The sequence below is a fragment of the Neisseria sp. P0008.S010 genome (genome assembly GCF_051962715.1).
In the GTDB taxonomy this organism is placed as follows: domain Bacteria; phylum Pseudomonadota; class Gammaproteobacteria; order Burkholderiales; family Neisseriaceae; genus Neisseria; species Neisseria elongata.
On record NZ_JBQCVA010000005.1, the window covers coordinates 1 to 18,764 of the forward strand.

Sequence of the window (18,764 nt, forward strand, 5' to 3'; positions counted from 1 at the left end):
ACGGTTCGGGTTAAGGGTAAATCTGATTGCAGGACTGATTAATGCGATGGGATGAATATTTTCGCAAGAGGTCTAATGATTGGAAAAATCTAAACGATGAATCACCGTGTATCGGGTGGATTTGCGACGTACTACTACCCGATGGAACGATCATCGAGAACGTGGAGGCAGTAGAAGTTGAGGATGATGAAGCTTTTATGCCTGAAGTCGGTTTTGAAAAATATCCCGAAGCCACGCATTTTCGAAAATCAAAATGATTGATATCCAATAACCCGCGCGGCGGAACCAGAGGTAAAAAATGAACGAGATTAAAACCATCCTATCAATGGTGCAGGAGCTGCATAATAATCAGCAGCGCGGCAGGCTGGCCGGGCTCACCGAAGATTCGGCTATCCTGATCGATACCGCCGACATCGCCGAAATGATGAATTACTCTTACAGCTACACTTATAATAAAATTGTCTGCCGCCCCGATTTTCCCGCACCGGTTGACCTCGAAAAACGCCCGCGCAGCAGCGGCAAAAAAAACCGCCGCTGGATAGCCGGCGACGTGGTGAAATACATCAAATCATGCAGACAGCAATAAACAAGCGGCCAATCGGCCGCTTTCCTTATTCCAGCTTATCCGCCAAATCTTCCACCGTGGGCGCGTAGTAGGTATTGAGCAAAATCCGCAAATCACGATGCCCTGAAATCTTAGCAAGCTCCATCGGCGAATATATCTTGGCCAGCCGCGTCAGCGCCTCACGCCGCGCATCGTGAAAATGCAGGTTTTCCAGTAAGCTGCGCCGCTTGAGCTTGCGAAACAGCGCATCCAGCGAGCCGCTGGTGATATTAAACACAAAAGAATTTTCGCGCACCGTTTCCATCTGTCGCAAAATCGCCACAGCCTTGCTGCTTAACGGCACATTGCGCGGATGGCCGTTTTTGGTAAGCGGGATATACACATAGCGGCGATCATAAAACACACAATCCCACGTCAGCATCACAATCTCCCCTGCCCGCATGGCCGTTTCCAGCGCGAAATAAAACGCTGCCGCCGCCCGTTGCGTGCGGGCGTTTGGCACACAATCAGGTGTATACCCACCCGCAAACGCCACCGCCGCCGCGTCCTCATCCGTTACCCGCTGCGTACGGGCCAGCCCGTCTGCGGGTTTGTCCAGCCGCTGCATAAAGTTTTCAGGCAGCCAGCGCCATTGCTTGGACGCCACCGTCAAAACATTAGACAGAAGCACCCATTCCCGCCGCAACGTGGACGTGCTCACCTCCTTTTTGCGCTCATCCGCCCAATCTTGGAACTGCAACTCCGACAAATGCGGCAGCCTCACCTCCGCCAGCGGCGTGCGCAGCACGCGATTGATGATATTGGTTTCATTTCGCCAGCCGTGCTTGTGCACCGATACCTCGTTTTTATACCGCTCCAACACCTCCGAAAACGGCACATTCGGCGCACCGCCAAAGCGCAGTGTGCGCCACTCATTTTCGATTTTAGCCGCCCAAGCCTCCGCTTCCGCCTTGCGCGGGAACGATGCCGATCGGTTTAGTGCCGGCAGCCCATCCCGAGCTACCCGGCGAACCTGCGCCAGCCACATGCCGTTAGATTTTTTGCGGATAGATGCCATTGTTTTTATCTCCGAGCCGTTGCAACGCCGTTGCAAATTGCGTTGCAAATCCGTTGCAATTATAGGCATAAACAGAGAAAAACAGAAACAAAAAGCATAAAGAAGAGGCAAAACAAGAGCAGGCTATAAATCGCCCAGAATTAAAATATACGATTGAATTATAAAGATAAAATAATATTAGCCTGTACCTTTTTCAGGTTGCAGGCTAATAGAAACTGGCACGCCCACGGGGATTCGAACCCCGGTTGCCGCCGTGAAAGGGCAGTGTCCTAGGCCTCTAGACGATGGGCGCGTAACCGAAGCGCGGCACTATACGGAAAACTGAATGGTAAGTCAAGCTTTGCGCGGGCTACTGATATTCAGACGGCCTGTGCATCCTGTATAATGCGCTGCTTTGAGAAGCAAAGGGATGCAAAATGTGGTTTAAGCAAATCAGTCTTTATCCGCTTAATAAAGACAAACTGCCTGATTTGGAAACATTGTCTGCCAAACTGGCCGAAGCCGGATTTGTTCCGGTCAGCGGTTTGGATTGGTTCAGCGAGGGCTTTGCCGCACCGGTTTCCTTTTCTCACGAACCGGTTTTTCCCGCCGAACATACTTGGCTGGTGGCTCTGAAAAAAGAAGAAAAAGTGCTGCCTGCCGGCGTCATCCGCGATATCTTGGACGATAAGGTGGCGGAAATTCAGAATAATGAGGCACGCAATGTAGGCCGCAAAGAGAAACAAGAATTAAAAGAACAGATTACCGACGATCTTCTTCCCCGTGCCTTTACACGCAGCAGCCGCAGTTTGGCGGTTTTCGACACCAAACACGGCTACCTGCTGGTTAATAATGCTTCATCAACCAAAGCGGAAAACATGCTAACCAGGCTGCGCGAGGCTTTGGGCGGTTTGGAAGCGTCGCTGCCGAACACCAAGCAATCTCCGGCTTCGCTGATGACTTCATGGCTGCTTAACGGTGCTTGCGACGGTGGCTTTGAGCTCGACAGCGATTGCGAGCTGAAAGGCAGCGGCGATGTCGCACCGACGGTCAAAATATCGAAACAGGATTTGACGGCCGACGAGGTGGTGCAACATGTGAAAAACGGCAAAACCGTCACCCAGCTCGGACTGGTGTGGCGCGAACAGCTGGCCTTCGTGCTGACGCAGGATTTCACCCTGAAACGCATCCAGTATCTGGACGTTCTGCAAGAGGAAGCGGAAAGCCACGGTGACGATGCCGCCAGCTTGGCATTTGCCTCGCAAATCCTAATGGCCGAAGCCCTGTCTACCATGGTGGACGAATTAGCCGTACACCTGGGCGGCTGGCAGGATTAGTTTTCAGACGGCCTCAATACATGCACATAGATAATGATTTAAAAAAGGAAATCTACCTTATTCTTGCTGATTTTTTGAATGCCTATCGGACGGAAGACATCCAAATCCTGAACGGCAAATACGATATTTCGGGACAATTTTTGGAAGAAATATACGAAATGTTGGATTTTGTAGAAGACAAAAGCAATCTGCGTCTCTTTCCGATGGAAGAAATGGATAAAGAAGAAGGTGGTGCGGCAAAATTGCAGATTTTCGCCTCAAATCATACGGAGTCGGTGGTGGGAATAGAAGCCTGCCTGTATGACGGACAAGAGTGGATCGGCCTGATCAAGGGAATATACGAACCGGATGGCTTTCCAAAATTTACCTTCCACTATTTCAGCACTTAAGGCCGTCTGAAAATACGGATCGGATATTAAAGGACATTATCATGCTTGGCGCGGCAATCGGCGACATTGCGGGTTCTCGGTTCGAATTCGACTTCGACAACCACTGCGATACCGATTTCGAACTCTTCCACCCAGACAGCGATTTTACCGACGACACCGTCTGTACCACTGCCGTTGCCGATTGGGTACTGCAAGGATGCGGGGAAGATTTGGCTTCAATCCTGCGGGATTGGTATGCAGCATATCCCGCTCCCAAAGGCGCGTACGGCGGCCGTTTCCTTCAATGGCTGCAATCGGACAACCCGCAACCCTACGACAGCTGGGGCAACGGATCGGCGATGCGCGTATCTGCCGTCGGCTGGGCATTCGGCACGCTGGAAGAGACCCTGTATTTCGCCGAACAATCGGCTGCCGTGACCCACAACCACCCCGAAGGCATCAAAGGCGCGCAAGCGGTGGCCGCCGCCATATTTTGGGCCAGAAACGGCATCAGCAAAGCACAAATTCAGGAAAACATTACACGGCAGTTCGGTTACCGCCTCAATCAAAGCTGCGACCAAATCCGTCCGCACTACCGCTTTAACGAAAGCTGTCAGGAAACCGTGCCGCAGGCCATAACCGCCTTTCTTGAAAGCAGCGGTTTCGAACATGCCGTCCGGTTGGCGGTTTCGCTCGGCGGCGACAGCGATACCCTCGCCGCCATCACCGGCAGCATCGCCGAAGCCTGTTACGGCATTCCGGCCGCCATGCGAGAACGGGCTTTGGCCATTCTGCCGCGCCGTATCGCCGAAACCCTGCTGGCATTCGAATCCTCAATCAGGCCGTCTGAAAACATACGCAACAAGGAACCCATATGAAATATTCCGCCCTGCTCCTCCTTTTAGGCACATTTTCCGCCGCCGTTTCCGCCGAAACGCTTTCTCCTTATAACAGCAAAGATTGCCAATATCAGGGCGAAGTCGGCAAAAGCGGACTTCCCGAAGGCAAAGGCACTTGGTCGTGCCGCAACGGCAACCGCTACGACGGAGCGTTTAAAGACGGAAAATTCAACGGCCAAGGCAAATACTCCGTCGGTTCGCAGGGCAACATCTTCCTCGAACCTTTCGGCGTATACAGTGCCTACTTCAAAAATATGACTGTGGAAGGCAACTTTAAAAACAACCGTGCAAACGGCAAACACAAAGTATCGGAAAACGGCCAACTGATTTTCACCGTTACCTTCGACAAAGGCATCATGAAAGATGTCAAACTGGTCAAAACAAAAAAATAAACCGTTTTCAGACAGCCTCACCCTTAGAGGCCGTCTGAAAACCTCCCCGCCAACACCCCCAAATTCAGGACAAACCCATGAGCATCAAATCCGATAAATGGATACGCCGCATGAGCGAAGAATTCGGCATGATCGACCCCTTCGAGCCGAACCAAATCAAAGAAGCCAACGGACAGCGCATCATCTCCTACGGCACGTCCAGCTACGGCTACGACATCCGCTGCGCCAACGAATTCAAAATTTTCACCAACATCAACAGCACCATCGTCGATCCCAAAAACTTCGACCCAAAAAACTTCGTCACCGTCGAAGACGACTGCTGCATCATCCCGCCCAATTCCTTCGCACTGGCGCGCACGGTCGAATACTTCCGCATCCCGCGCAACGTCCTGACCGTCTGCTTGGGCAAATCCACCTACGCCCGCTGCGGCATCATCGTCAACGTCACCCCGTTCGAACCCGAATGGGAAGGCTACGTTACCCTCGAGTTTTCCAACACCACCCCCCTGCCCGCCAAAATCTACGCCGGCGAAGGCGTGGCGCAAGTCCTCTTCTTCGAAAGCGACGAAGTGTGCGAAACTTCCTACAAAGACCGCAACGGCAAATACATGGGGCAAACCGGCGTTACCCTGCCGAAAACCTGATGCCCGGCCCTCAGGCCGTCTGAAATTCCAATCTGAAACAACCGAGTAAAAGAAACGAAGCCATGCTGTTTGTCCTATCGCCCGCAAAAAACCTGAACGAAAAAGACCCCGCCCCCATCGGCAGGCATACCCTGCCCGACCTGTTGTCCGAAGCGGAACAACTCATGGCCGAACTGCGCCAGCTCGCCCCGCACCAACTGGCCGAACTGATGCACGTTTCCGACAAAATCGCCCTATTGAATGCAGAACGGAATGCCGCCTGGCACACACCGTTTACCCCTGAAAATGCCAAACAGGCGGTTTACATGTTCAACGGCGACGTTTACGAAGGTTTATCCGCAGAAACACTGGATTCAGACGGCATCGACTACCTGCAACGGCACGTCCGACTGTTGTCCGGCCTCTACGGCCTGCTGCGCCCGCTCGACCTCATGCAGCCCTACCGCCTGGAAATGGGTACCCCGTTTGCCAACCGCCGCGGGAAAAACCTATACGAATACTGGGGCGGAACCATTACCGAATTGCTCAACCGCACCCTGAAAGAGCACAATGCCGGCACACTGATCAACCTGGCCTCACAAGAATATTTCAAAGCCGTCCAGCCCGAAAAACTAAACGCAGACATCATTACCCCCGTTTTTAAAGACGGAAAAAACGGCCAATACAAAATCATCAGCTTTTACGCCAAACGCGCACGCGGCCTGATGGTCCGCTACGCGGCCGAACGCCGCATCAGCCGTGCAGAAGAACTAAAACAGTTTGATTACGAAGGCTATATCTACAACGAAGCCGCTTCAACCGAGAAAGAATGGGTTTTCTTGCGAGACAACCGCCCATAAACAGAAAAGAATACTTGGCAGACACCCTGTTTTACGCTATTATGCGCGCTTTCAAGAAACGGAAGCGTGGCAGAGCGGTTTAATGCAACGGTCTTGAAAACCGTCGAGGGTTGATAGCCCTCCGTGAGTTCGAATCTCACCGCTTCCGCCAATCTTGAAAATTTTTTTATCTATCAAAAACGCGACAGAACGGAAGCGTGGCAGAGTGGTTTAATGCAACGGTCTTGAAAACCGTCGGGGGTTGATATCCCTCCGTGAGTTCGAATCTCACCGCTTCCGCCAATCTTAAAATTATTTTTATCTGCTGGAAACGTGGCAGAGAGGCTGAATGCAGCGGACTCGAAATCCGCTGAGGGTGCAAATCCTCCGTGGGTTCGAATCCCACCGTTTCCGCCATCATCAGACAAGTATCCGACTTATCTTTTTTTATTTCTACCCTGTTCGAATTTATCCAAAGAAATCATCTGTAACAATCAGGCCGTCTGAAAGCCGAACTGCCGTTCATTTTCAGCCGCATGGCGGATTAACTTGTCTTTCACTATGACTTTGCCGCGCGGGACTCGGACAGAGACCTAAAAATGCAGAAATAAAATGAATTGGTTTGCACTACCTGCCCCTCGCATTGGCAACTTACCGCCTTATACCCATGTCCCATTCCTGCCAAACCGCTGATAAAAACCGCTCTGCTTGTTTTGCAGGGCGGTTTGGTTTGTACGGCCTTCAGACTGCTGGAAGATAAAAAGGCCGTCTGAAAATCATACTGCCTTCTGCTGCCGGACTACGGCAAACAATGCTATCGGACACCATTATATTGCGGCTCTGACAGTATTCGCTGTACGGGCTTTCAGACGGCCTCCCGTTCTTATCGGAAGAATTAAGCGGCGATTTTCTCGCACTCTTTGATGCAGTCGGTGCAAGATTCGTAGCAGGCTTTGCATTCGGCATGATGCGCGGCATGTTTTTGGCACGCGGCCGCACATTGTTTGCAGGCTTCGATGCAGACTTTGGCCAAAGAAGGTGCCAGGCGGGAATTTTGTGCCGCCAGATTTTGCATTGCACCGCAAAGGGCGAGCATTTGGTTAACCGCTGCGGCGCAGTCTTTCATGGAAGTGTCGCCTTTGCTCAACAGCGTGATGCAGTGTGTCAGGCAAACTTGGCCGGCGGCAACGCAGTGGCCTGCAGCCTTACGGGCGGCTTCGTAGGCATTGTCGGTACTGTTGGCGGCATGTGAATGGCTGCTGTGGTCGTGGTTGCCGTGCGCATTGGCCAATGTTGTGGCAGCAGCCAATGAAATGGCAGCAGTGCCCCCGATAAATTGACGACGGTTCATTTTTAATTTCCTTATGGTTTAATTGATAAAAAAGAGGCTTTGCGTGAAACAAACAGCCTTGTGCAAAATCTTAACACGGGGATTTATTTGCCGCCAAGTCCGAAACCTTCGTCCATAAGGTTTTTCAGACGGCCTTCTTGTTAAAATAATCATGGAAATATTGAGTTACGGCAAATTAACTAAACTTTTATTACAATATCGCCACACTTCGACGTACCATCTGCGCCTTTCTGCCTGCGGTCTGAAAAGCCTTGATTTCAAGCCGATTGAATCGGCCATGGTTTGAGGGAAATATGGTTAAACTGATTCGGAAATATTTTTTACTGGCGGCGTTGCTGCTGGCGTTGGTTGTCAGCTTCATCTATAGCCCGTCGTGGCTGAGGCTGTGTTACGGCTTGGCGTTATTCCTGTTCGGGATGCAGAATATCGAGGACGGTTTGCGCGAGGCGGCGGGCGGGCGTTTGGAGCGCTGGATGCGAAAATCGACCGCCACTCCGGCCAAGGGGGCATTATTCGGGATGGGGGCGACCTTCATCCTGCAATCAAGCACGCTGGTTTCACTGCTGACGATTGCGTTTTTAAGCACCGGCATGATTCAGCTTGCCGGCGGTATCGCCATTTTGCTCGGCACCAATTTGGGCGCGACCAGCGGGATTTGGCTGCTGGCTTTGGCCGGGCAAAGCCTGAGCCTCAGCCCCGCCGCCCTGCCTATGCTGGTATTCGGCATCCTGATGAGTTTTTTCAGCGACCGCAGCCGGGCTTTCGGCCGGGTTTTGGTCGGCATCGCGCTGATTTTCCTAGGTGTGGACGAAATCAAGGCCGGTTTTCAGGCCTTCGGTGCGGACATTGATTTCAGCGGTACACAAATCGGCGGCATGGCCGAAGTGCTGATTTTCTTTGTCGTCGGCTTTTTGCTGACCGTGGTACTGCAATCCTCCCACGCCACGCTGCTGCTGACCTTGGCGGCATTGGCCGGAGGGCAAATCAGCCTGATACAGGGTTTTGCCATTGCCGTCGGCTCCAACGTCGGCAGCAGCGCAACCACTGCGCTGGTGGGTATGTTGGGCGGGGACCGCAACGGCCAGCGGCTGGCTCTGGCGCATGTGGTGTTCAATACGGTAACCGCCGTGCTGTCGCTGATTATCTGGTGGCCGCTGACGCATCTGGTGATGAAATTCGGCCAATGGCTGGACATGGGGCAACTGCTGCAGCTGGCTTTGTTCCATACGCTGTTCAACCTGATGGGATTGGCCGTATTCTGGAAATTGCAGGCGAAACTGGCCGATTGGCTGCGGCGGCGTTTGCCCGATAAAACCGATACCAACCTGCTCCTGCAAGACAAAGCGGCGTTGGAACCGCGCTATCTGCAATCCAACATGCTGCTTTCGCCCGATACCGCACTGATGGCGGTAGGCAAGGAAATCCACCACTTAGACAGCATCGGCATCGAAGTCATGTGTCATGCGCTGTTTATCCCCACTGACCGGCTGTATGCCGAAGGGGATGACGAAGGCAAAGAGCTGCCCCCGCCGCAGCCACCGCTCGAGTTGGACGTGCCGCAACTGTATGAAAGCCAAATCAAGCCCTTGTTCAGCGCAATCCTTGATTTCACCGGCAAGCTCGATACCGCAGTCGAAGGGCTTCAGGAACGCCTGGCCGGCGATCATGCCGCCGCCTGGCAGATTGTCGAAATCGTGAAGGAAAGCCAGCACCTGCAGAAAAACATGAAGCTATATCTGTCGGATGCGGCCTCTCCTGCCGGTAAAGACTATCTGCGCCTACGCAGCCATGTCTTCAAAACCCTGCGCCTGTTCCGCCGCATAGACGCCTTGGCGGCAGGCGAAGAACGTACCGGGCTGATGGAAAAACTGCGGATACATACCGAAACGTTGAAAACCTTCAGGGGGCGCGTGATGGTAAAACTGCGCAACCACGAATTGAACGGCTGGCAGACTTCTTCGCTACTGAACGACATCAACTACGCCCGCCGCATCGGCCGGGGCATACTCGAAATCCTTACCCGACGGGAAATAAATAAAGCGGAAGACGCTCCTCTTTAATCAATCATGGCGGTTCAAACCTGAATTGACACAAAGCAGGACAATCCGCACAAACCAAACCGGCATAAGGTATCCCCATATGCCGGTTTGGTTTTGAGGCCGTCTGAAAACAGCTTTTACGATATATGCAAAAATAAGGGCAGTAAACTATTTACATCATTACTTTGCCTCGTCCTTCACCAGCACAATCACAAATTCGCTGTCGTCGGTTATTTTGATGGCGACGTATTCGCTGCCGTCCGCCTTCAGGACGCTGCCCGGCCGCAATTCCTGCCTTTTTCCGCCATCAAACAAAAATACCGAGCTGCCTTTGGTTTGGGTAACCAGCAGGGTGTGGCCGGGGTGGTTGTGGCGGGGGATTTCCTTGCCTTTGGGCAGGGTTTCACGGATGACGGTGTAGTTTTCGCCTTCAAAGACTTTGCCCGTGCTTTGGGCGATTTCGGCGGCAGGCACGGCTGCGGCAGAGAGGCCGAGGAGAACGGCGAAAAGTTGGGTTTTGATGTTTTTCATGATGGTTTTCCTTTGGTTGCAGACAAAATTTATGGCGGATCAAAATTGCAATGATACGGCGTTGTCAACACCCTTATGTATTCTAGCTGTACACAGCAGGCATTACCGTCTTGTCTCTTATTTTAATCCACTATATGTTTCGGGTGGTTTGGGTCGTCTGAAAGCGGAATATGGCTGCGTTATTTGTTTTCGTAACCGGTTTGATTAGACTCCGTGCGGCGGTTTTCGTTTCGTTCCGAATGCAAGCCTGCGGCTTACTGCCCTCTCCCTAACCCTCTCCCACGGGGAGAGGGGACGGGTTGCCGTAGCCTTGCTGTTTACCGCATAAACTTGGGTGCGGACTGCCATCGGTCTGAATCTTTGATTCAGCCGCTCGATGCGTGTGCCTGTGGTACTCCACGAGGTCGTCTGAAAATGGAGCTTCAACGAAGTGAAAATTTGCCTGAACCTTAAAGGTAGCCTGCAACCCAATCCCCTCTCCCCGCGGGAGAGGGCCAGGGAGAGGGCGGCAAACCACAGGTTTGCTTGGACGGCATTCCCAATGTGCAGGCTGCTTTTAACTTCGCAGAAACTCCGTTTCAGACGGCCTTATTTAAACCGATAGGTAAACGCTACGTTCACTGTCCGCAGTGCGCCGTAGCTGTGGCGGTCGGGCTGGGTGCGGTAGTGTTTGTTGAACAGGTTGTCCACGTTCAGCGACAGTTCGGCATGCGGGTTGAAGCGGTAACGCGCCATGATGTCGGCGACGGCGTAGGCTTTTTGGCGGCTGTTGGCGGCGGCGCGGGCTTTGGCGGCGGGATTGGGGATGCGGAGCGTGGCAGGGTCGGTGTGGGTTTCGCTCTGCCAGCGCACGCCTGCGCCGATGGTCAAGCCGCTGGGCGCTTCGGGTGTGAAGTGGTAGGCGGTGAAGAGTTTGAAGCTGCGTTCGGGCACGCTGTCGGGGTTCAGGCGGCTGCCGTCTTGGTCGCGGGTTTTGCTTTGGCTGTAGCCTGCCTGTATCTGCCATTCGGGCGTGATGCGGCCGCCGACTTCGATTTCCCAGCCGTGGGTTTTGGCTTGGTTGGCGGCACGGTAGTAGGTGTTGCCGCTCGGGTCGCGTCCCGCTGCGGTGGCGAGGTTGTTTTTACGGGCGCGGTACACGGCGGCGGATGCGTTCAGACGGCCTTCAAGCCATTCGCCTTTGATGCCGGCTTCCAGATTGTTGCCGGTTACGGGTTTCAGGTAGCTGCCGTATTCGTCTTTTTGCGATTGTGGGACGAACAGGCTGCTGTACGAGCCGTAAAGCGACAGGTTGTCGGTCAAGTCGAACACGATGCCTGTGTAGGGGGTGAAACGGTTGGCGCGGATGGTTGGTGTGCCGCCGGTGTGGCTGTCGTAGCTGCCGCCGGTGCGGTAACGGGTGTATCGTCCGCCCAAAATCAGCGAAAGCTTGTCGACGGCGCGGAAACGGGTGGCGAGATAGCCGCCGATTTGCCGCCTGGTGCCGTATTGCGGGATGGTTTGGGCAAACGATGATGGCTGCGGGTAGGCGCCCGTGCGGGAAAATTCGTAGGCGTTGGGGATGGCGTTGGGGATGATGCTGCGTTCGCCGTATTTGTTGCTGGCGTATTTGTAGCCGTTGATACCCGCGATTAAATCGTGTTCGCGGCCGAACAGGCGGTATTTGCCGGTCAATGATACGCTGGCGCTGTGGGTGCGCGGGTCGGCGTGCCAATAACCGGGAATCAGGTCGGTGGCGGCGGTGCTGTGGTCGATGGAAAGCACGCCTGCTACGCCGTAGGGCTGGCGGAAGCGACTGCGGGTGTAGTCGTATTCGGCTTTGAGTTTCCAGTCTTGGTTGAAGCGGTGTTCGATGCCGGCGAACAGGTTGAGCGTACGGTGGCGGCTGTTCGACCAATTTGTGGCGGGGTTGTCTTTCGGGCCGAAGGCGGTGGCATAACCTTGGCTGTCGTACACGGCGTAGCTGAGCGGCGCGTCGGCGGTTTCTTTCGCCTGCTGGTAGTCCATGCCTGCGTGGACGCGGGTTTGCGGTGCGATGTCGTATTCCAAAATGCCGTAGAGTTCGGCATCGCGGCTGCGTTCGCGCTGCCGCCACGAGTCGCCGCGTCCGAAGGTGGAAACCAGGCGGCCGCGCAGCGTGCCTTCGGCGTTCAGGCTGCCTGATACGTCTGCGCCCAGCCCGAAATGTTTGCGGTTGCCCGCTTCGGCGCGGACTTCAAACAATGGCTTGCGGGTCGGGCGTTTGCGCACCAGATTGACGGTGGCGGAAGGCTCGCCCGTGCCGTCCAGCAGCCCTGCCACGCCGCGCACGACTTCCACGCGCTCATAGGCGGCGGTGTTGGCATTGCCCGTATCGGCCAGCGCGTCGGCAACGGGGATGCCGTTGATTTGGTAATTGGCGATGCGGCTGCCGCGCGCGAACAGGTAGTTGTAGCCCGCGCGGTCGGAGCCGTAAATCTGGCGGCTGGTACCGGTCGCCTGCAACAGGGCGCGGTCGAGCATTTTGATGTTTTGGTCGCGCATTTGTTGCGATGTGATGACGCTGACGCTCTGCGGGATTTCGCGCAGGGTCATGGGCAGCCCGAGCGGGGTGTGCGTGCCGGAAACGGTGTAGCCGTCGTTGGAACTCGCGGTGCGGTCGGCGGTAACGGTGATGGTGGGCAATTCGGTACTTTCCTGCGGTTTGGGGTCGTCTGAAACAGAAACATCGGCCTGCGCGTACACGGGCAGCAGGGCGGCAAACAGCAGGGAGTATTTGAAGCGTGTCATGGGGTTTCCTTTGTGTGTTGGTGTGCGGTGGGGTTGAGCTTTCGGCATATTGAAGGTGCAGGCTGCTTTTAGCTTCGCAGAAACTCGACTTCCTTCGGAAACTTCGTTTTCAGACGGCCTCGGACGGGTCGGGCAGCTCAATCAGCACCACCGAGCAGCCGTTTTCCGAACGCGGGCGGTGCGACACCGACTTCGGCACGACCGCCATCTCGCCTTCGCGTATCGTCATGCTGCCGCCGTCGGCGAAGTCCACCGCCATGTCGCCCTCCACGGCAAACAGCACTTTGTCGCTGTATCCGTGCGTATGCCAGCCGTAATCGCCCAAAAGTTTGACCAGGCGGAATTGGAATCCGTGGCGGTTGATGATTTCGGGCTGCCAGTATTCTTTGATGGCGGCAAGGTGCTGTTTCAGGTTGATGGTTTCGTTTTGCATGGGGTTCTCCTATGGGTTGGGTGGTTTTTGATGCGGTTTGTCGTTTTGGTTTCGTTGCAGGCTGCTTTCAGTGGGCGGGGTTGTAACGGAAGTGTCATCGGCTTTGATGCAAGCCTGCGGCTTACTGCCCTCTCCCTAACCCTCCCCCACGGGGAGAGGGGACGGGTTGCCGCAGCCTCGCTGTTTACCGCACAAACTCGAATGCAGACTTGCCATCGGTCTGAATCGTTGATTCAGCCGCTCGATGCGTGTGCCTATGGTACTCCACGAGGTCGTCTGAAAATGGAGCTTCAACGAAGTGGAAATTTGCCTGAACCTTAAAGGCAGCCTGTAACCCAATCCCCTCGCCCCGTGGGAGAGGGCTAGGGAGAGGGTGGCAAACCGAAGGTTTGCTTGGGCAGTATTTTCAACGTGCAGGCTGCTTTTTGCTTCTTTTGCAGCTTCGGTTTTAGCTTCGCAGAAACTCCGCTTTCTTCGGAAGCTCCGTTTTCAGACGACCCCTATTCTTTCCCCGCCGAAACGGGTTCGGCCTTTTCAAACGCCGCCTTCAACTGTTCCGCCGCCTGTATCAACTGCCGCGCGCCGCCCGCAACGATATAATTCGCGGCAGGCATGACGATGATTTGCTTGCGCTTCCAAGCGTTCGTGCCGCGTACCAGCGCGTTATCCAGCACTTCGACGGCCGCCGGCCCTTCCTGCCCGATGGCGGCGGTACGGTCGATGATGAAAATCCAATCGGGGTTTTTCTCTTTGATGTATTCGAAGGAAACGGGCTGCCCGTGCCCCTCGTTGCGTAAAGATTCGTCCACGGGCGGCAGGCCGATGTCGCCGTGTATCCAGCTGGCCAACCGCGACTGCGTGCCGAAGGCGGACACCTTGTTGCCCGTAACCGACAGCACCAGTCCGCGCCCTTTATCTTTGGCGGCTTCGCGCGTTTGGGCGAACAGCGCGTCAATCTGCGCCTTCAATTCCGCCGCGCGCGCTTCCTTGCCAAAAATCCGCGCCAGGGTTTCCATCTGCTTCTCGCCGCTGGTGCGGATATTGCCGTTGTCCACCGTCAGGTCTATGGTGGTCGTGTTTTTCGCCAACTGTTCATACGCTTCCGCGCCCGGCCCGCCGGTAATGACAAGCTGCGGATTGTAGCGGTGCAGGGCTTCGTAATCGGGTTCGAACAGCGTCCCCACCGTTGCCGCCTTGTCAAATGCAGGCTGCAAATAGTCCACGCGCACCGGCGCGGTGGTTGCGCCCACGTTCACGCCCAATTCGGTCAGCGTATCCAACGCCGCCCAGTCGTACACGGCGATGCGTTCGGGATTCTTCGGCACAACGGCATCGCCCCGTGCGGTCGGCACGGTCAGTGTGGTGGCAGATGTGGCTTGGGATGCGGCGGATACAGTTTTTTCGGCGGCAGGTTCGGGCGAACAGGCGGCCAGCAGGACAGCGCAGGCTGCAAGGCAAAAACTCGGTTTCACGGTGTGCGGTTCCTTTGTTGTGCGAATAGGAATGTTTATTATTAAATAAATAATTCGCAGAAACCATGCTGCCGAACGCAAAATTCCCGATACGGCAAAACAAATTCCCGAAACGGGAAAGGTCGTCTGAAACACGCTTTCAGACGACCTTTCCCGTTTCAACCAATCCCTACGCTTGATTATTAGCAATAATTCCTATTTAATCCACTTATCAGACAACCCATTCCCATCCAAGCATGAACACCGCCGCCATCTACCGCCAGTACCAAACCTATGTCCGCTCCGATAAATCCGGCTGGGCGTTGGACGGCTGTTCCGACAGCGCGCTCATGGCGCAGGCAAAACAGCCCGGTTTGCATCTGGAAATGTGCATCAACCGCTTCGACTCGGGCATCACCCTGTCGCGGATGCGCGGCGGCGGAACGGGTGCGTTTCCCACCGAAATCCACAATTTCAGCCACAACTGCGCCCTGTTCGTCATGGTGTCGGGGCAGAACCGGTTACAAATGGGCGGCAGGGAATACCGCCCGTCTGCCGGCGAAATCTGGCTGGTGCGCGGCGAGTTGGCGGACGTATCCGAAACCCTGCTGCCCGACAACGGCGGCATGTGCGCGCTGCATTTGGATTTTTCGCTGGAAAAACTGCGCCGCTGGCACGACGAAGGCTTGCTGGACGAACGCCTGTTTTCGCCGCAAACGATAGGCCGATTCGCCCTGCAACGGCTGGCGCAAAACGCGGCGGCAGCCTGCCCCCTGCTGCAACGCCCGTTCGAATCGGACGGCTTCGGCCTGCTCGCCGACGAAGCCGCCGCGCTGAAACTCTCCGCCCAATTATTGCGCTTCACCTTCCGCCGCCACGACAACGGCTACCGCCGCCGGCGCATAGACGAAGCCGCCGATATTTTGAACAGCGAATTCGCCCGCCCGCTGACCATCGCCGAAATCGCCCGCCGCGTCGGACTGAACGAATGCTACCTGAAACGCTATTTCAAAGCGCAAACCGGCGAAACCGTCGCCGGACGCCTGCGCCGCCTGCGGCTGGAACACGCGCTCGCCCTCATCGAATCCGGCAGCACCGTCCAAGCCGCCATGCACTTTTGCGGCTACCGCCACGCGGGACGGTTCAACGAAGCGTTCAGGCGGCATTACGGATTTTTGCCTTCGGATGTGAAGAAGTCTGTTCGGATATAAGTGGCAAAATACAAAAAGGCCGTCTGAAAAATAAGTTTCAGACGGCCTCCCCTTTATTTCTGTTCGATACGGTGATACTGACCGGGTTTCAATTTGAATGTTTCGGCATCCCCGCGTCCGCACCAGCGTACCGACAGGCTGACTTTGCCACTGCCTTTGCCGCCCAAGCCGAAGAGGATGCGGCGGTCGCTTTGGGCGGCCAGGCCGTTGTTGGCATAAACTTCGCGGTGTTGCGCGGCACCGGTCGGGCTGTCCCCTGCGGCAAGGACGACTTTACTGCCCAGCGCGTCGCGGTTGCAGGTTTGGCCGTTACCGACCAGTTCCACGCCCACCCAGCCTGCGGGCCGGCTGTCGTTGCGGTAAAGCGAGGGCGCGGCGGTCATGTGGGTTACGAGGCTGTCAAGGTCGCCGTCGTTGTCGAAGTCGGCCAGTATCATGCCGCGCGACGTACCTTTTTTGTTCCAGCCGGCCTGTTCGGCAACATCGACGAAATAGCTGCCTTTGTTCAAATAAACGCGGTTGGCTTCAAAACCGAAAACGCAGCGGCCGCGCATGTCCGCCCAGCGGTCGGCATAGCCGTGCACGTCAGGGTTGGTTAGGGCGATTTGGGCGTTCCAATACCAATAATCGGGGCAGACGGCCTCTTTTTTGTCGTAGGCATCGTCGGCCATGCCGTTGGCCTGCACGATGTCGAGGCGGCCGTCGCGGTCGAGGTCGCCGAAAGCCGCACCCCAACCGAACCGCCGTTCGTTGAGGGCGTTGCGGCGGGCGGCTTCGTCTTTGAACATGTCGGCATCGGTTTGGCCGCTCTTGCTGTAGTTCATCCACAGCAGGCTGCCTTCGGCCTGTAATTTTTCATGCACGTTGGAAACGTGAATGTCGGGGCGGCCGTTGTCGTCCAAATCGCCGAAAGTGGCGTTCATGCCTTTGTAGGTGTCGCGGCCGACGGAGCCGGCAAAGCTGCCTTTAACGGGCAGGAAGCGTTTGCCCTGCTCGTTGATGTACAGTTCGTCGGGGCCGAAATCGTTGGCGATGTAAAGGTCGGCAAAGCCGTCGTCGTTCAAGTCGCCCGTAGCGACCGCCATTGTCCAGCGTTTGCCGCTAAAGCCGTTTTCGCTGTTGGGGATTTTCGCGAAGCGGCCGCCGCCCAAGTTGCGCAGCAGCAGGTTTTCGTCGGCATTGTTTGCGTCGTGCCAACTGCGGTGCATGACGTTGAACATCCTCCTGTCGCCCTGGTATTCGGGTTGCGGCAGTTTGAAGATGTTGTAGGGAACGGTGCGGTCGTAGCCGGGCAGATAACGCTGCATGACGTTGCCGATGATGATGTCGAGGCGGCCGTCGTTGTCGTAATCCAAAACATTGGTGGCAACGCTGATTTGATAGTCGTCCACGGCGTTGCCGCTGCCGACTTCGGTAAAGCCGAGCGTGCCGGTTTCCTTCAAATCGTTACGCAGCAGACGGCCTTTGCCGAAGCCCATGCCGAGCAGCAGGTCTTGGTCGCCGTCGTTGTCCATGTCGAACCAGGTGGCCGAGGCAATCAGGCCGTGGGTTTCGGGATGTTTGCGGTGGTCGTCCAGTTGCGGCAGCGGGAAGCGTTCGAAACGGAAGTTTCCTTTGTTCAGGAACAACTGGGCGCGGTCCTGTTCGCTTTTGAGCGGCTGGGTCAGGAAAACGTCGGGCAGGCCGTCGTTGTCCGCATCGGCGACGGCGGCGGCATCACCCACCGACAACAGCCATTTAGCCACATGCTGCATACGCGGGTCGGTACGCTCCCAAATGTCACCTTTCGTGCCGCCGATGCCGCTTTGCGAAGAAGGGATTTCGCTGAAGCGGAAAGTTACTTCGTCCGCACTGAAGGCATGGGTGAGGCGGTATGCACCCCAACCGGTGCCGCCAATCAGGCCGGTCAGCAGCAAGGCTTTGGCAAACTGCTTCAGCGCAGGCAGCGGATTGCGGTATTGGCTGCGGTTTTGCCAGAGCAGCCACAAACCGCGCAGCGTCATGTAGGCAAAGGCGGAATAGAAAAGGGTGGAGAAACTTTGAAATTTATGCAGCAGCAAATCAACGAAAACGATGAAAAACGCCATAAACACCTGCCCTTTCCGCGATTCGGCAGAGGTGGGCGGGTCGGTAATCATAAAGAAGGTAAACAGGTAAAACGCCGGCGAGGAAAATGCACCCATAAAGAGCGTTTGCGGCGGAATATGGTGGCGGAGCAGCCAGGCGCGCAGCGACAGTTGCAGCGCGTAAAACAGCAAAAAGCAGCTGATCAACACGCTGCGGCGGATATTGAGGGCAAACAGCATCAGCGCGGCGGTGGCGATAAAAAAGGCCGTGATGCCCGCCCCGCCCCACTGATAGGCGGGCGCGGGCGTAATCATGCCGTCGCTCAACACCAGGGCGGCAATCACGCCGAACAGGCCCGGGTTGTAAATATGGCGGCCGTTTACCGTGAAAACGTATTTGGACGCGGTGGCGAAAAACGGCGGTATGGCGGCCAGCCACAGGCCGTGGGAAAAATTGGTCAGCACCGACAGGCCGAGGCCGGTAATCAGGCCGCTAATCGGGACAAGCAGGGTTTTGCGCCGTAACAAATAATGCAGCAGGCAGTCCAACGTAACGCAAATCAGCAGAATCAGACCGACCTGGGCCGGACTCCGGTTGAAACCCCAAAACGTAATGCCGCAGGTAACGAAAGTGGCCTGAAGCAGCAACACGGGCAAACGGGGGTCGTTTTTGGCGGGAAGGCGGTCGAAAGCAATCATGGCAAACGGAGGCAGTCAAAAGAAGCGGATTATAGCCCAGCAACATACTCGGCGGACCATTTCCAAACAAAAGGCCGTCTGAAAACATTACCGCCCGATTTTCCTGCCCGATATGTTTTCAGACGGCCTCAACCGTTTGCCGTATCTATGCCCGC

Annotated in this window: 17 protein-coding genes and 4 tRNA genes; 13 read left to right on the forward strand and 8 right to left on the reverse strand. The window is 55.6% G+C overall.

What is annotated here, in order from left to right:
• The first annotated feature begins 41 nt into the window (after positions 1-41).
• Positions 42-257, forward strand: coding sequence for a hypothetical protein (locus ACTHSL_RS02510; protein WP_440380216.1), 216 nt, complete (start codon positions 42-44; stop codon positions 255-257).
• Positions 258-298: 41 nt separating this feature from the next.
• Positions 299-586, forward strand: coding sequence for a helix-turn-helix transcriptional regulator (locus tag ACTHSL_RS02515; RefSeq protein ID WP_440380217.1), 288 nt, complete (start codon positions 299-301; stop codon positions 584-586).
• A 25-nt stretch (positions 587-611) separates the two neighbouring features.
• On the opposite strand, the gene ACTHSL_RS02520 is transcribed toward ACTHSL_RS02515, so the two are convergent.
• Positions 612-1,622: a site-specific integrase gene (locus ACTHSL_RS02520; protein ID WP_440380218.1), complete on the reverse strand. Its 1,011-nt coding sequence runs from the start codon at positions 1,620-1,622 to the stop codon at positions 612-614.
• A gap of 216 nt (positions 1,623-1,838) precedes the next feature.
• A tRNA-Glu gene (locus tag ACTHSL_RS02525) sits at positions 1,839-1,914 on the reverse strand.
• Between the two features lie 124 nt (positions 1,915-2,038).
• Between ACTHSL_RS02525 and ACTHSL_RS02530 the strand changes: the two genes are divergently transcribed.
• From ACTHSL_RS02530 to ACTHSL_RS02570, 9 genes are all read left to right on the forward strand, one after another.
• The gene (locus ACTHSL_RS02530; protein WP_440380219.1) at positions 2,039-2,938 is read left to right on the forward strand and encodes a recombination-associated protein RdgC; all 900 of its coding nucleotides are present in this window, start codon (positions 2,039-2,041) and stop codon (positions 2,936-2,938) included.
• Positions 2,939-2,958: 20 nt separating this feature from the next.
• Positions 2,959-3,327 carry a hypothetical protein gene (locus ACTHSL_RS02535; protein ID WP_074894073.1) on the forward strand — a complete coding sequence of 123 codons (369 nt, stop codon included), beginning with the start codon at positions 2,959-2,961 and terminating at the stop codon, positions 3,325-3,327.
• A gap of 41 nt (positions 3,328-3,368) precedes the next feature.
• Positions 3,369-4,184: an ADP-ribosylglycohydrolase family protein gene (locus ACTHSL_RS02540; RefSeq protein ID WP_440380220.1), complete on the forward strand. Its 816-nt coding sequence runs from the start codon at positions 3,369-3,371 to the stop codon at positions 4,182-4,184.
• Positions 4,181-4,597, forward strand: a complete 417-nt coding sequence (locus tag ACTHSL_RS02545) for a hypothetical protein (protein ID WP_440380221.1) — start codon at positions 4,181-4,183, stop codon at positions 4,595-4,597. Before ACTHSL_RS02540 ends, ACTHSL_RS02545 begins: the two co-directional genes overlap by 4 nt.
• A 77-nt stretch (positions 4,598-4,674) precedes the next feature.
• The gene (dcd, locus tag ACTHSL_RS02550; RefSeq protein ID WP_004565761.1) at positions 4,675-5,241 is read left to right on the forward strand and encodes a dCTP deaminase; all 567 of its coding nucleotides are present in this window, start codon (positions 4,675-4,677) and stop codon (positions 5,239-5,241) included.
• Positions 5,242-5,303: 62 nt separating this feature from the next.
• Positions 5,304-6,080, forward strand: coding sequence for a peroxide stress protein YaaA (yaaA, locus tag ACTHSL_RS02555; RefSeq protein WP_440380222.1), 777 nt, complete (start codon positions 5,304-5,306; stop codon positions 6,078-6,080).
• Positions 6,081-6,140: 60 nt separating this feature from the next.
• Positions 6,141-6,231, forward strand: a tRNA-Ser gene (locus ACTHSL_RS02560).
• Between the two features lie 40 nt (positions 6,232-6,271).
• Positions 6,272-6,362 (forward strand) — tRNA-Ser (locus ACTHSL_RS02565).
• Positions 6,363-6,386: 24 nt separating this feature from the next.
• A tRNA-Ser gene (locus ACTHSL_RS02570) sits at positions 6,387-6,476 on the forward strand.
• 478 nt (positions 6,477-6,954) lie between these two features.
• Here ACTHSL_RS02570 and ACTHSL_RS02575 read toward each other — a convergent pair.
• Entirely contained in the window at positions 6,955-7,410 is a 456-nt protein-coding gene (locus tag ACTHSL_RS02575) for a four-helix bundle copper-binding protein (protein ID WP_440380223.1), read from the reverse strand.
• Between the two features lie 293 nt (positions 7,411-7,703).
• On the opposite strand from ACTHSL_RS02575, the gene ACTHSL_RS02580 reads away from it, so the two are divergent.
• Entirely contained in the window at positions 7,704-9,470 is a 1,767-nt protein-coding gene (locus tag ACTHSL_RS02580; protein ID WP_440380224.1) for a Na/Pi cotransporter family protein, read from the forward strand.
• Between the two features lie 159 nt (positions 9,471-9,629).
• Here ACTHSL_RS02580 and ACTHSL_RS02585 read toward each other — a convergent pair whose 3' ends face one another.
• The 4 genes from ACTHSL_RS02585 to ACTHSL_RS02600 all read right to left on the reverse strand — a co-directional run bounded on the left by ACTHSL_RS02585 (position 9,630) and on the right by ACTHSL_RS02600 (position 14,654).
• Entirely contained in the window at positions 9,630-9,980 is a 351-nt protein-coding gene (locus tag ACTHSL_RS02585; RefSeq protein ID WP_440380225.1) for a cupin domain-containing protein, read from the reverse strand.
• 588 nt (positions 9,981-10,568) lie between these two features.
• The gene (tdfF, locus tag ACTHSL_RS02590) at positions 10,569-12,749 is read right to left on the reverse strand and encodes a TonB-dependent iron piracy receptor TdfF (protein WP_440380226.1); all 2,181 of its coding nucleotides are present in this window, start codon (positions 12,747-12,749) and stop codon (positions 10,569-10,571) included.
• Between the two features lie 109 nt (positions 12,750-12,858).
• Positions 12,859-13,182: a cupin domain-containing protein gene (locus ACTHSL_RS02595; RefSeq protein ID WP_009425946.1), complete on the reverse strand. Its 324-nt coding sequence runs from the start codon at positions 13,180-13,182 to the stop codon at positions 12,859-12,861.
• Positions 13,183-13,682: 500 nt separating this feature from the next.
• Positions 13,683-14,654 carry a siderophore ABC transporter substrate-binding protein gene (locus ACTHSL_RS02600; protein ID WP_440380227.1) on the reverse strand — a complete coding sequence of 324 codons (972 nt, stop codon included), beginning with the start codon at positions 14,652-14,654 and terminating at the stop codon, positions 13,683-13,685.
• A gap of 236 nt (positions 14,655-14,890) precedes the next feature.
• Here ACTHSL_RS02600 and ACTHSL_RS02605 point away from each other — a divergent pair, with 236 nt between their 5' ends.
• Positions 14,891-15,844: a helix-turn-helix transcriptional regulator gene (locus ACTHSL_RS02605; protein ID WP_440380228.1), complete on the forward strand. Its 954-nt coding sequence runs from the start codon at positions 14,891-14,893 to the stop codon at positions 15,842-15,844.
• A 53-nt stretch (positions 15,845-15,897) separates the two neighbouring features.
• On the opposite strand, the gene ACTHSL_RS02610 is transcribed toward ACTHSL_RS02605, so the two are convergent.
• On the reverse strand, positions 15,898-18,609 hold the full coding sequence (locus ACTHSL_RS02610; protein ID WP_440380229.1) for an FG-GAP-like repeat-containing protein: 2,712 nt from the start codon (positions 18,607-18,609) through the stop codon (positions 15,898-15,900).
• Positions 18,610-18,764: the final 155 nt, after the last annotated feature.